The organism is Thermoleophilum album (genome assembly GCF_028867705.1).
Classification (GTDB): Bacteria; Actinomycetota; Thermoleophilia; order Solirubrobacterales; family Thermoleophilaceae; genus Thermoleophilum.
In genome coordinates, this window is record NZ_CP066171.1 from 265,896 (window position 1) to 278,222 (window position 12,327).

At 70.8% G+C, this 12,327-nt stretch carries 10 protein-coding genes and 1 pseudogene; 8 read left to right on the forward strand and 3 right to left on the reverse strand.

Going from position 1 to position 12,327, the window contains the following annotated elements; translation table 11 throughout:
• The first annotated feature begins 5 nt into the window (after positions 1-5).
• The gene (locus JDY09_RS01300; RefSeq protein ID WP_274717089.1) at positions 6-2,270 is read left to right on the forward strand and encodes an MMPL family transporter; all 2,265 of its coding nucleotides are present in this window, start codon (positions 6-8) and stop codon (positions 2,268-2,270) included.
• An 82-nt stretch (positions 2,271-2,352) separates the two neighbouring features.
• Here JDY09_RS01300 and JDY09_RS01305 read toward each other — a convergent pair whose 3' ends face one another.
• Positions 2,353-2,667 (reverse strand): hypothetical protein, encoded by a 315-nt coding sequence (locus JDY09_RS01305; RefSeq protein WP_274717091.1) that lies wholly within the window; start codon positions 2,665-2,667, stop codon positions 2,353-2,355.
• A gap of 138 nt (positions 2,668-2,805) precedes the next feature.
• Positions 2,806-4,176 carry a glycine--tRNA ligase gene (locus tag JDY09_RS01310; RefSeq protein ID WP_274717092.1) on the reverse strand — a complete coding sequence of 457 codons (1,371 nt, stop codon included), beginning with the start codon at positions 4,174-4,176 and terminating at the stop codon, positions 2,806-2,808.
• Positions 4,177-4,281: 105 nt separating this feature from the next.
• Here JDY09_RS01310 and JDY09_RS01315 point away from each other — a divergent pair, with 105 nt between their 5' ends.
• Positions 4,282-4,551: an FmdB family zinc ribbon protein gene (locus JDY09_RS01315; RefSeq protein WP_274717094.1), complete on the forward strand. Its 270-nt coding sequence runs from the start codon at positions 4,282-4,284 to the stop codon at positions 4,549-4,551.
• Positions 4,552-4,582: 31 nt separating this feature from the next.
• Here the strand turns inward: JDY09_RS01315 and JDY09_RS01320 are convergent, their stop codons facing one another.
• Entirely contained in the window at positions 4,583-5,644 is a 1,062-nt protein-coding gene (locus JDY09_RS01320; RefSeq protein WP_274717096.1) for an LCP family protein, read from the reverse strand.
• Positions 5,645-5,670: 26 nt separating this feature from the next.
• On the opposite strand from JDY09_RS01320, the gene JDY09_RS01325 reads away from it, so the two are divergent.
• From JDY09_RS01325 to rsmA, 6 genes and pseudogenes are all read left to right on the forward strand, one after another.
• Positions 5,671-6,768 (forward strand): ROK family protein, encoded by a 1,098-nt coding sequence (locus JDY09_RS01325; protein ID WP_274717098.1) that lies wholly within the window; start codon positions 5,671-5,673, stop codon positions 6,766-6,768.
• A complete protein-coding gene (gene rsmI / locus JDY09_RS01330) occupies positions 6,761-7,588 on the forward strand; it encodes a 16S rRNA (cytidine(1402)-2'-O)-methyltransferase (RefSeq protein WP_274717100.1) in 828 nt (275 codons plus the stop codon). Before JDY09_RS01325 ends, rsmI begins: the two co-directional genes overlap by 8 nt.
• 64 nt (positions 7,589-7,652) lie before the next feature.
• Positions 7,653-8,099: pseudogene (locus tag JDY09_RS09960) on the forward strand (peptidoglycan DD-metalloendopeptidase family protein); the annotation flags it as partial.
• 733 nt (positions 8,100-8,832) lie between these two features.
• A complete protein-coding gene (gene metG / locus JDY09_RS01340) occupies positions 8,833-10,347 on the forward strand; it encodes a methionine--tRNA ligase (protein ID WP_274717104.1) in 1,515 nt (504 codons plus the stop codon).
• Positions 10,344-11,174, forward strand: a complete 831-nt coding sequence (locus JDY09_RS01345) for a TatD family hydrolase (protein ID WP_274717106.1) — start codon at positions 10,344-10,346, stop codon at positions 11,172-11,174. The genes metG and JDY09_RS01345 overlap by 4 nt, the downstream gene beginning before the upstream one ends.
• Entirely contained in the window at positions 11,171-12,283 is a 1,113-nt protein-coding gene (gene rsmA / locus JDY09_RS01350) for a 16S rRNA (adenine(1518)-N(6)/adenine(1519)-N(6))-dimethyltransferase RsmA (RefSeq protein ID WP_274717108.1), read from the forward strand. The genes JDY09_RS01345 and rsmA overlap by 4 nt, the downstream gene beginning before the upstream one ends.
• Positions 12,284-12,327: the final 44 nt, after the last annotated feature.

A 12,327-nucleotide genomic window follows, 5' to 3' on the forward strand; every position in this document is an offset into this window, starting at 1 on the left:
CCGCGGTGCAAGCGCTGATCGAACGCATCCACGGCCTAGTCGTTCGCCGCTGGCCGGTGGTGCTGCTCGTGTGGCTCGCGGTGATCGCCGTATCGCTGCCCTTCGCCGCCCGCCAGACCGAGCACCTGACGAGCGGCGGCTTCTCCGTGCCCGGCTCCCAGTCGCAACGTGTCGACGAGCTCCTCGGCCGTTTCGAGCGCGTGCCGGGCGGAGCGGCGGCGATCGTGATCGAGGCGGCGCGCGGCTCCTCGACCCGAGCCGTCGACCGTGAGCTCGAGCGCGCGGCCCGGATCGTCGAGCGGTTCCGCCGTGCGCGCCTCGCGGCCGGGGCCTACGCCGCGGCCAAGGGGCGACTTGCGCGCGCGAGCGACGGCGCTCGCTTGCCACGCGGTTTGGTGCTGGTTCTACCCGTACAGCTTGGTATCGGCGACAGCGACGCGAGCGCCGACGCCGCCGAGTTGCGCCGCCAGCTCGACGTCGGCCGACGCGGCCAGGTTGCCCTCTACTTCGCAGGAGAGGGTGGGCTGTCTGCCGCTCTCCAAGAGCAGTCGCGCCGCGATCTCCACGACGCCGAGCTGGTCGGTTTCCCGCTCATCGCCTTCGTGCTTTTGCGCGTCTTCGGTTCCTTCGCGGCGATGGGGCTGCCGTTGGCGCTCGGGTTCGCTGCGGTGTCGCTCGCCGGAGCGGTGATCTGGGCGCTCTCGCAGCTTTTCACGATGTCGGTGTTCGTCACCAACATGGCGTCGATGATCGGGCTCGGCGTGGCGGTCGATTACTCCCTGTTCGTGCTCGCCCGCTATCGCGAAGAGCTGGCGCGGGGCGCTGCGCGCCGCGAAGCGCTGCGCGTCGCGCTCGGCACGTCAGGCATCGCCGTGGCGTTTGCCGGTCTCACCGTGGTGCTCGCGCTCGCCTCGCTGTTTTTGGTCGACTCGCGACTGATCCGCTCGATGGCGGTGGGGGCGGTGATCGTCGTTGTGCTCTCGATAGCCGGTGCGCTGACACTGCTGCCAGCGCTGGCGCTCGTCGCTGGCCGCCGTTTGCGACCGCGCCCCGGACTGCTGCAGCGCGCGCGGTCGCGCGTCGCTCGCCGCCGCGGCGGCCGTGGGCGGGACGAGGAGCGGTACGAGGGGGCCAACACCGGCCCCTGGCAGCGCTGGACCGAGGCTGTCGTCCGCCGACCGCTGCTCGCAGCTCTCGCCAGCGCTGCGTTGATGTTGGCCCTCGCTGCTCCGGCACTGTCAATGCGTCTCGGCGACGGCATCAAGAACCAGCTGCCGGCCAACAGTTTCGACGTCCGCGGGCAGGAGCTCGCCGAGCGGGTGCTCGGTCCGCGCGCCTCGGGTCCCTTGCTCGTCGCCTTCGAGGCACGGGGCGCAAACACTTTCTCGCGGCCGCCGGCGCGCGCTGAGCTCGAGCGCTGGCGACGTTGGCTTGCGCGCCAGCCGCACGTCGCCGTGGTCGAGCGGCCGCTTTTCGACCGCGCTCAACGCACCGCCTTGATCGCCGTCTACAGCCGTGGCGGCGCCGAAAGCGCGGGGGCGCGCGCCCTGCTCGGGACGTTGCGCTCGCAGGGTGCGGAGCGCATCGCCACGACCGCTCGCCTCTCGGTGGGCGGTGCGACGGCGGCGATGGAGGACTTTCGGGCGCTGGTTGCCGGTTCGCTGTGGAAGGTGCTGGTGTTCGTGGCTGTTCTCAGCTCGCTGGTGCTTGTCGTTTTGCTGCGCTCTCTGGTTTTGCCGCTCAAGGCGGCGGTGATGAACTTGCTGTCGGTCGGCGCGGCGTACGGCGTGCTCACGGCCGTGTTCCAGCACGGCTGGCTCGAGCCGCTCGGCGTCGCCGCCCACGGTCACGTTCATTCGGTGACGCCGACGCTGCTTCTGGCGATCACCTTTGGCTTGTCGATGGACTACGAGGTCTTTCTACTCACGCGTGTCAAGGAGCGCTACGCAGTCCACGGCGACACGGTGCGGGCGGTCGCCGAGGGGCTTCAGGCCAGCGCGCGCACGATCTCGAGCGCGGCGTTGATCATGGTCGCGGTGTTCGCCGTCTTCGCCTTCGTCGGGGTGCCGACGATCCGCGAGATGGGCCTCGGTTTGGCGGTGGCGATCGCTCTCGACGCGACGGTCGTGCGCCTCGTGCTGGTGCCAGCGATGATGGTGCTGTTCGGCCGCTGGAACTGGTGGCTACCGGCGTGGCTCGAGCGGCTCTTGCCGCGCGTCGACGCCCACCCGGAAGTGCGCGCACCGGCGCTCGCCGCGCACGAGAGCTAGCCCCTAGCGCCCCCGGGCTGTGGGCGCGTACGGTGCGGTGGGGACCGACGCGCGCAGGCGACGCTAGGTGCGGGTGCGACGTCTAGACCGGTTCGATGCGGTAGCCGGACGGCGTCGAGCGCAGCGACGCGGCAAGCGCGCGGTGTGCGCCACTGCCCCCCGGCGCGCTGCCGGAGCGCGGCTTTCGCTGCGGTTCACCGCCTTCCGGCGAGCCGCCCGAACCCTCGGGCGAGCGCGGCGGCTGGAACAGCCCCTCGCCGCGCAGACCAGCGGTGTAAGCGATGCGCGCGAGCGCGGCTTCGCGCACATACTGGGCGACGCTCACGCCGCTGCGTGCCGCCTCGCGCTCGAGCAGCTCCCACAGGTCGGCGCTGAAGCGGACCGTCGTTGCTCGCATCCGTCGAGGTGACACAGCGGTCAGCGTACAGGCCGAAAGCCGCTGCAGAGCGCGGTTTTAAGGGCCGGTAGCGCTTCCGAGAGCGGATCCTGTGCAGTGCCTACAAAAACCTGACAGCTGCACAAAAAATTGCAGCCGTCACACTGGCCGCGTCCACGGCGCCTGCAGGCGCCGGGCAAGCTCGTCGCGCAGCGCGGCGGCAGGAACGCGCACCTGCTGGAGCGTGTCGCGGTCGCGCAAAGTCACCGTGTCGTCCTCGAGCGTCTGGCCGTCGACAGTGGCGCACCACGGCGTGCCGATCTCGTCCTGGCGGCGGTAGCGGCGGCCGATCGAACCGCCTTCGTCGTACTCGCAGAAGAAGTGCGCGCGCAGCTCTTCGTAGATGCGGCGCGCGCGTTCGGGCATGCCGTCGCGCGACACCAGCGGCAGTACGGCGAGCTTCACGGGCGCAAGGCGCGGATGCAGGCGCAGCACCGTGCGCTTGCGTCCCTCGACCTCCTCCTCGTCGTAGGCGTCGACGAGGAAAGCGAGCAACGCGCGGTCGGCGCCTGCCGACGGCTCGATCACGTGCGGCACGTAACGCTCGCCGGTGGCCGTGTCTACGTACTCGAGCTTCTCGCCCGAGAACTCGGCGTGGCGGCGCAGGTCGTAGTCGCCGCGGTTGGCGATGCCCTCGAGCTCGGCCCAGCCCATCGGGAACAGGTACTCGATGTCCGACGTCGCGCTCGAGTAGTGGGAGAGCTCGTCCGGTCCGTGGGCGCGCAGCCGCAGGTGCTCGGCGCGGATCCCGAGCTCGCGGTACCAGCGCAGCCGCTCCTCCATCCAGTAGCGGTGCCACTGCTCGGCTTCCGCCGGCGGCACGAAGAACTCGATCTCCATCTGCTCGAACTCGCGCGTGCGGAAGATGAAGTTCCCCGGGGTGATCTCGTTGCGGAAGGCCTTGCCGACCTGGGCGATGCCGAACGGCGGCTTGCGGCGCGCGAACTGCAAGACGTTGCGGAAGTTGACGAAGATCCCCTGCGCCGTTTCCGGGCGCAGGTAGACGACCGCCGCCTCCTCCTCGACCGGCCCCATGTGCGTCTTGAACATGAGGTTGAACTGGCGTGGCTCGGTCAGCTCGCCGCCGCACTCGGGACAGCGGATCTCGCCTTCGGCGCGGTCGGAGCCGAGCTGGGCGGCGCGCAGCTCGTCTTCGCGCCAGCGCTTCTTGCACTTGCCAAGACACTGCACGAGCGGGTCAGTGAACCCTTCGAGGTGGCCGGACGCCTCCCACACGCGCGGGTGCATGAGGATCGCTGCATCCAACGCGACCATGTCGTCGCGCTCCTGCAGCACCGCGCGCCACCACTCCTGCTTGACGTTCTGCTTGAGCAGCACGCCGTAGTGGGCGTAGTCGTAGGTCGACGCGAGCCCGCCGTAAATCTCCGACGACTGGAAGACGAAACCGCGGCGCTTGCAGAGCGCGACGACCTGCTCCATCGTGACCGTTCGCGGTTTAGCCTCGGCCATGCGCTTCGCAGGGTACAGCGGTACACGGGCGGAGCACGCAAGCGGCGCCGGGCCGAGCGCCCCGGGCGTGGCAGTTTGCCTTGGCACTCCTATACTGAGAGTGCCATGCCGATCTACGAGTACCGCTGCGAGCGCGGACATACCTTCGAAGTGATGCAGCGCATGAGCGACGAGCCGCTCACGAGCTGCTCGACCTGCGAGGCGCCGGCACGGCGCGTGCTCCACCCGGTCGCCGTGCACTTCAAGGGCAGCGGCTTCTACACCACCGACTACGGGCGCAACCGCACCAAGCGCATCGGGGGTGACGCTCCCGAAGGCGAGTCGAAGAGCTCGGGGTCGAGCAGCGACAGCTCGGGTTCCGCGAGCGACGACTGAGCGCGTCCGCTGCGCTGACTCCTACCTCGCGCTAGCGACCGAGCAGATAGTCGAGGGCGTCGCGCTTCGCGCCCTCGGAGACGATGATGCTGCTGCCCGGGCCGCAGGACAGGCAGGAGGGCTCGAGGACGTGTGCGTTGCCCCCGGAGCCGCCCACTGCCATGTCGGCGAAAAGTGCCAGGAGCGCCGGCCCTTTCATGTCCGTGACCAGCGCTTTCGGTGCCCGCCAGGCAACGAGCGGCAGGCGGAAAAACGTCGTCGGTGCCAGCAGGCGGCGGCGGATAGCGTTTACGACCTCCTGTTGCCGTTCGGCGCGGTTGAGGTCGGTCTCGTTCGGGGCGCAGCGGTTCTTGCGCACACGGGCGAAACCGAGCGCCCGCTGGCCATCGAGGTGGACTTTGCCCTTCGGGAAGTTGATCCCGCGCCAGAAGTTGTCGAACGGCGGCGAGCAGATCCGCGACTTGTTCTCGACCGTGATTCCGCCGAGAGCGTCGATCAGCTTCGGGAAGTCGGCGAAGTCGAGCTGCACGACGTGGTCGATGCGCACCGCGCCCCCGAAGAAGTTCTCGACCGTCTCGATCATGAGCGGCGCGCCCCCGAGCGCAAAGGCGGCGTTGATCTTCTGCGCGGGATGGCCGGGGATCTCGGCGTACGTGTCGCGCGGTATCGACAGCTTGCGCACGCCGCCGAGACTGGCGCGCATGAGCATGATCGAATCGGCGCGCGGCGGCCCGGTCTGGGAGCGGTCGATCGACGCGCCCGTGCGCTCGTCGGTGCCGAGTACGAGCACCGTCGCCCCGGTCAAGAGGTTGCCGCCACCGCCGAGCGCCTGCTCGGTCTCCGGTCCTGGACCGGCCTCGAGCTGGGCGCTCAGCAAAAAGAGCACGAGCGACAGCAGCACCCAGCCGATCGCAGCGACCACGAGCCAACGCAAGACGCGACCGACCGTGAGCGGCCCGCGCGGCCGCAGCGGCGTGCCGCTCTTGCGGCGCTGTCGTAGTGCCTCGAGGCCGGCCGTGCGCGTGCGCGCGAAACGGCGCGCGCGGTAGACGCGATACTGCGGCGGTCCGGGTGGCTGTGGCGCGGCGGCCATCTGTGCCTGCTGTATACAGAGTCCGCTTGGCCGAACCTGCCCGCGACAACGAGCACCCCGCTGGGTCCGCGGCCGGCGGCTCGCAGCGGCCGGTCGGGGAGGTCCGCGGGTGCGGTGCGCGTCGAGGCCCGGTCGTCGGGGTCGATGCCGGCGGGACGAAGGTCCTGGCGGTGCGGCTCGGCCCCGATCTTGCCGTCGAGCGCGAGCTTCTGCGGCAGTGGCAGGAGCGCAGCCGCGAGGCGGTTATAGATCTCCTGTTGACGGTCTGTCGCGAGCTCGTGGATGGGGAGGATCCGCTCGCCTTCGGTTTCGGTCTGCCGGCGCTGGTACCGAAAGAGCGCGGCGCGATTCCATACTCGACGCACCTGCCGCTCGAGGACGTCGATTTTCGGGCGCTCGCCGAAGCGGCGCTTGGACGTCCCGTCGCCGTCGATAACGACGTCAACTGTGCGCTGCGCGGCGAGGCCGCACTCGGGGCCGCCCGGGGCACGCGCGACGCCGTCATGCTCACGCTCGGCACGGGTATCGGCGGAGCGATCCTCTGCGACGGGCAGCTCTTTCGCGGCGCGCGCGGCTTCGCGGGCGAGCTCGGCCACATCCCGGTCGCCGGGCGAACCGAGCGCTGTCAAGGGAAGTGTCCGGGCGAGGGTTGTCTAGAGGCCGTCGCCTCGGGCGGGGCGCTCGACCGTGCGGCGCGCGAGGCGGCCGAACGCGGGACGATCGCCGCCCTCGCCGCGCGTGCCCGCCGCGGGGAAGCTGTCGACGGCGCGCTCGTTACCGAGCTCGCGCTTGCAGGCGACGCCGACTGCCGGGCGCTGCTCGCGACGCTCGGCGAGCAGCTGGGCGCCGGTCTCGTCGCCGTTGCCAACGCTTTCGATCCCGAGGTGATCGTGATCGGTGGTGGACTGGCTCGCGCCGGCGAACTCCTGCTCGCGCCGGCGAAGCGAGTTTTGCGACAGCGGGCGCTGCCCGGCATAGGCGACTCGGTGCGCGTCGAGCGCGCCCAGCTCGGGGAGCGTGCCGGCGCCGTCGGTGCTGCGATCATGGCGTTAGAGATGGCGACCGGCGGCAGCGAGAGATCGGTTACGGAGGGTGCCGCGCCCAGCGGGGGCAGCGATGGCTGAGGGCCGCTTGATCGTCTGTCCGACGCCGATCGGCAACCTCGAGGACGTCACGCTGCGGGTGCTCTCGGCTCTGCGGTCGGCCGACATCGTCGCTTGCGAAGACACCCGCCGCACGCGCCAGCTCCTCGACCGTTACGGCGTGCGCGCTGAGCTCGTCTCCTACCACGAGCACAACGAGCGCGAGCGTGCTAGCGAGCTCGTCGCGCGGATGCAGCGGGGGGCGGTGGTCGCGCTCGTGTCGGATGCCGGCATGCCGCTGATCTCCGATCCCGGTTACCTGCTTGTGCGCGCCTGTGTCGCCGCCGGCCTGCCGGTCGAGGTCCTGCCCGGCCCCTCGGCGGCGACGACCGCCCTCGTCGCTTCCGGGTTCAGCAGCGCCGAGTGGCATTTCGCTGGCTTCCTGCCGCGCAAGAGCGGAGATCTCCAACGGCTGCTCGAACAGCACCGCGAGACGGTTGTGGCGTTCGAGTCGCCGAAGCGCCTGGCAGCGACGCTGGCGACGATCGCCGAAAGCGACCCGGAGCGGCCGGTCGCTGTTTGCCGGGAACTGACGAAGTTGCATGAGGAGGTCGTGCGCGGGACTGCTGCCGAGCTCGCCGAGCGCTACCGCGACCAGGTGCCGAAGGGCGAGATAGCGCTTGTCATCGGGCCGGCCTCGGGTACGTCGAAGACGACGGTCGACGAGCGCTCCGTGCGCGCCGTGAAGCGTCTCGTCGCCGCCGGCGCCAAACCGCGTACCGCGGCGTCGGTCGTAGCGGAGCTGACCGGGGCGAGCGCCAACGATCTCTACCGCGCGGCAACGAGCGCAAACGGCGCGTAACGGGCGCGAGACAACGGAGCTACGCGGCCTTCCCGCGCACGCTTTGCGCTCGTAGCGTCGCGCCATGCCCCGACGCGTTCTTCGCCCCCGCGGCGCTGCCTACACCACCCGTGATCCGTTCGACGCCGTTCGGTCGCTCGCCAAAGCGCTCCTGTTGCAGTTTCCGTTTGCGCTTGTGCTCTGGCTTGTGTCGGGTGCGCCGGTCGCTGCGGCCGAGCGGGTGTGGCCGCTCGATGGCCCCGTCGTCCGTTCGTTCCTTGTCGCGAGCTCTCCCTACAGCAGCGGCCAGCACCGCGGCATCGACATCGCCGGGGCGCCCGGCGAGGCGGTGCGCGCGGCAGCGGCCGGCGTGGTCACGTACGCGGGGCGTGTAGCAAGGCAAGGGCTGGTGGTCACGGTGGCGCTGCCCGCGGGTGAGCTCGAGACGACATATCTCCATCTCGGTTCTTTGACCGTCGCGAAGGGGGACCGTGTCGATGCCGGTGAGACGATCGGCCGGCTTGCAAGCGAGCCGCCGCCGGGGAGCACGTACGTGCACTTGCACTTCGGGGTCCGCAAAGCCGGCGAGCGGCACCGCTACCTCGATCCTCTCGCCTTTCTCCCCGCGCGCCACGACGCTCCCGCGGCACCGCAGACGCCCGTCGGCGACACCCGCTCGCCGGTCCCGGCGGGGGTTCCAGACCGGGCGACCGGCGCACCCGGGCAGGCTCGCGAAGCGCCTACGCGGGACGTACCTGCCGCGGTGCCCACCGTCGACGGGGGCGGTGCACAGCGGAACCGCTCGGCACGTCGCTCGAGAGCTGCCCACCGCGCTGTCGAACGGTCCGCAGCCCCACCCCGGCAGCAGGTGCGCGCCGCCCGCCCGCGTCCGCTTCGTGCGGCTCTGCGCGGCGGTCGGTCGGTGTCGCCTGCCGCGCGCCTGTCGCGCCCGCGCGAGCGGGGTACGCCGGGGCTCGCGTCCGGAACACGACCCAGGCTGCGCGCCACCGTGCCACCGGTACGCGAACGGGGTAGCGGCAGCCCAGCCCGGGGCGTGCACGGCGGCGGTAGCGAGCTGCGATCGCGGACGGTCCGTCCCGGAGCGGTAGCGGGGACAGTGCGCGGTCGCCGAGAGGCCGGCACGCGCGCGCACGGCACGGCAGTGCCCAAAGCGCTCGTAGCGCTGGCTGGCGCGCTGCTCGTGGCGCTGGCCCTCGTGCGCACTCGTCCTGCCCGACCGCGGTCGGCGGATAGCATCGACGCGGATGGCCTACTACGTCACGACGCCGATCTACTACGTCAACGCCGAACCCCATCTGGGCCACGCCTACACCACGATCGCTGCCGACGTTCTGGCCCGCCACATGCGCCAGCGCGGCGAGGAAGTGTTCTTTCTCACGGGCACGGACGAGCACGGTGAGCCCGTCGCGCAGGCAGCCGAGCGACAGGGCGTCTCGCCGCGCGAGCTCGCCGACCGCAACTCGGAACGGTTTCGCGAGCTGGCACGGGCTGTCGGTGCCACCAACGACTTTTTCATCCGCACCACCGACGCCCCCCACGAGCACAAGGTCCAGGAGCTTGTGCAGCGCATCTACGACAACGGCTACGTCTACCGTGGCTCGTACGAGGGTTGGTACTGCCCACGCTGCGCCGACTTCAAGACCGCGAGCGAACTCGCCGAAGGCAACCGCTGTCCGATCCACCTCGTCGAGCTCGAGCGCGAGCGGGAAGAGAACTGGTTCTTCCGGCTCTCTGCGTTCCAGGAGCCGCTCGAGAAGCTTTTCCGCGAGCGTCCCGACTTCGTCAAGCCGGAGGCCAAGTACAACGAGGCGCGCGCCTTCATCGAACAGGGCTTGCAGGACCTGTCGCTGTCGCGCGCCCGCCTCACGTGGGGCGTGCCGGTGCCATGGGACCCGACGCAGGTGATCTACGTCTGGGTCGACGCTCTCTTCAACTACTACACCGCCCTCACCTATGCCCGCCCTGGCGAGGATCTCGCACGAACCTTCTGGCCGCCGACTGTCCACCTGATCGCGAAGGACATCCTCAAGTTCCACGCCGTCATCTGGCCTGCGCTGCTGCTCGCCGCGGGGCTCGAACTGCCCCGGCGAATCTTCACGCACGGGTACCTGTTGATGGACGAGCACAAGATGTCGAAGTCGCTCGGCAACGTGATCGATCCGTTCCAGGTGATCGACACCTTCGGTTCCGACGCGCTCCGCTTCTACCTCCTGCGCGAAGTGACGTTCGGGCAGGACGGATCGATCTCGCCCGAAGGGTTCGAGACGCGCTACACGACCGAGCTCGCCAACGAGCTCGGCAACCTCGCCAGCCGCACGATCGCGATGGTCGAGCGCTACCGCGCTGGGCGTGTTCCCGCCGGCAGCGTCGAACGTGGCTTGACGGAGTCCTTCGCGAACCTGCCCGAGACCGTGGCTCGGCGGCTCGACGACATCGACGTGAGCGGCGCGCTCGACGAGATCTGGCGGCGGGTCAAGCTCCTCAACCGATACGTGCAGGACCGGCGCCCCTGGGAGCTCGCCAAACAGGGCAACGACGGTGCGCTCGACGACGTGCTTTACGGGCTCGTCGACGGGTTGCGGGTGGTCGCGATTCTCGCCGCGCCGTACCTGCCCGACGCCAGCGCGCGCCTCTTGCGCGCCCTGGCTTCCGAGAACGACGGTCTCGCCGAAGCGAAGCTCGGCGCGGGCGCTGCGGGTCGTTCGGTCGCGAGCGTCGGCCAGTTGTTCCCGCGCGTCGCGGGGGCGCCTGCTGGATGAGCGACCCCCGTTCGCGGCAAGCGAGCCGATCTGCGACCGGCGAGTCGACCGACGGCGCGCTGAGCACGCCGCTCGCGCTCGTCGACACCCACTGCCACCTCGATCTCTGCGAGGGCGATGCCGCCTCGGTGGTGCAACGGGCGCGAGAGGCGGGTGTCGAACGTATCGCGACGGTCGCGATCGAACCAGCCGGCGCTGGCGCAGCGCTCGAGCTCGCCACGGCCCACCCGGAAGTGCACGCGATCGTCGGCTGCCACCCCAACAGCGCGTCGGCGCTCGACGACGCTGCTCTCGCGCAGCTCGCCGACAGTGCACGCCACGCGCGCGTCGTTGCGATCGGCGAGACCGGGCTCGACTACTACCGTGAGCGCGCTCCGCGCGCCACGCAGGTCGCCGCTTTCCGCGCCCAGCTCGAGCTGGCGCGCGAGCTTCAGCTTCCGGTCGTCGTGCACGCCCGTGCCGCAAGCGACGACACGCTGCGCGTACTCGCCGACCACGACAGCGCGACCCCGGTCGTGCTCCACTGTTTCGGGATGCCGGAGCGGGTCGGCGAGTGCATCGAACGTGGCTACTACTGCTCGTTCGCCGGCAACGTCACCTACCGGAACGCCCGCGATCTGCAAGCAGCTGCTCGGCAGGTGCCCGACGAGCTCTTGCTCGCTGAGACCGACGCTCCCTTCCTGAGCCCGCAACCGCTCAGAGGGCGGCCCAACGAGCCGGCCAACGTCGCCCACACCGTGGCGACGCTCGCCGCGCTGCGCGGCGACGATCCCGCACGGCTCGCGCGACAGATCGCCGACAACGCGCGGCGAGTGTTCGGCTGGTGACCGCTCGTCGAGATCGCGTCGTCGGTGCCGGCGCTCCCGCCCGAAAGCGCGACCCCGGCGCGGCCGCTCCCGCCCGAAAGCACGGCCCCGACGCGGACGGGTCCGCCCTAAAACGCGACCCAGGCGCCGGCGTTTCCACCCGAGCGCCCGCGGCTCGTGGGGCGACGCTCGCCGACTGGACGCGGGCGACGCTGGCGGAGCTCGGTATCGCACCCAAGCGACGGCGCGGCCAGAACTTCCTCGTCGACCGCAACCTGCGTGACGCGATCCTCGACGACGCCGCTGTCGGCGGTGACGATGTCGTGCTCGAAGTGGGCGGCGGGCTGGGCGTGCTGAGCGGCGAGCTCGCCCGGCGAGCGCGCTTCTTGCACGTGGTCGAGATCGAACCACGTCTCGCCGACTACCTCGCTGGCGTCCTCCCGGCCGGCAAGGCGCGCGTCTGGCGCCGCGACGCGCTCGAGCTCGACGCGGCGCTGCTCGAGCCGCGGCCGACGCGAATAGTCGCCAACCTGCCCTACGCCGTCGCCCAGACGTTCCTGGTCGCCTCTCTGACCGCGTTTCCCGAAGTGCGACACTGGTTCGTGATGGTGCAGCTGGAAGTGGCCGAGCGGCTCGCGGCGCCCCCAGGGACACGCCTTCGGGGAACAGCGTCGGCGCTTGTGCAGGCGGCCTGCGACGTGCGCATCGAGCGCAAGCTGCCACCTGACGTGTTCCTTCCCCGCCCGCGCGTCTGGTCGGCGCTTTTGCGGCTAGAGCGCGTGCGTCCGCCGCTCGACGAGCGCGCGGTCCGGCTCGTGCGAGCCGGGTTCGCGCACCGCCGCAAGCCGCTAGCCAACGCGCTTTCGCGCGCAGGCGTCGTCGGCGCCGCCGACCGCGCGCGCGTGCGCGACGCGCTCGCCGCCCTCGGCTACCCGCCCGACGCCCGCGCCGAGGCGCTCGCCGCCGATGCGTGGCGACGCCTCGCCGACAAGCTCGCTGGCGCCGGCCCAGAGCGCCAGCGCGGCGGCCCACGAGCCGCGAGCTCTGGCGCAGCGTCCGCGACCGGCGAGGGCGCTGGGCGGGGTGGGACCCGACAAGGGCTCGACGGGAGCGACCACCCGGGTGCGTGAGGGAAAGCGGGTATATGTCGTGAGTGCGGATGGCGGGGGAGCGC

Excerpts from the sequence above, each read along its gene's own strand:
- JDY09_RS01305 (WP_274717091.1), bottom strand. The coding sequence starts at position 2,667 with ATGCGAGCAACGACGGTCCGCTTCAGCGCCGACCTGTGGGAGCTGCTC.
- JDY09_RS01310 (WP_274717092.1), bottom strand. The coding sequence starts at position 4,176 with ATGGCCGAGGCTAAACCGCGAACGGTCACGATGGAGCAGGTCGTCGCG.
- JDY09_RS01315 (WP_274717094.1), top strand. The coding sequence starts at position 4,282 with ATGCCGATCTACGAGTACCGCTGCGAGCGCGGACATACCTTCGAAGTG.
- JDY09_RS01320 (WP_274717096.1), bottom strand. The coding sequence starts at position 5,644 with ATGGCCGCCGCGCCACAGCCACCCGGACCGCCGCAGTATCGCGTCTAC.
- rsmI (WP_274717100.1), top strand. The coding sequence starts at position 6,761 with ATGGCTGAGGGCCGCTTGATCGTCTGTCCGACGCCGATCGGCAACCTC.
- metG (WP_274717104.1), top strand. The coding sequence starts at position 8,833 with ATGGCCTACTACGTCACGACGCCGATCTACTACGTCAACGCCGAACCC.
- JDY09_RS01345 (WP_274717106.1), top strand. The coding sequence starts at position 10,344 with ATGAGCGACCCCCGTTCGCGGCAAGCGAGCCGATCTGCGACCGGCGAG.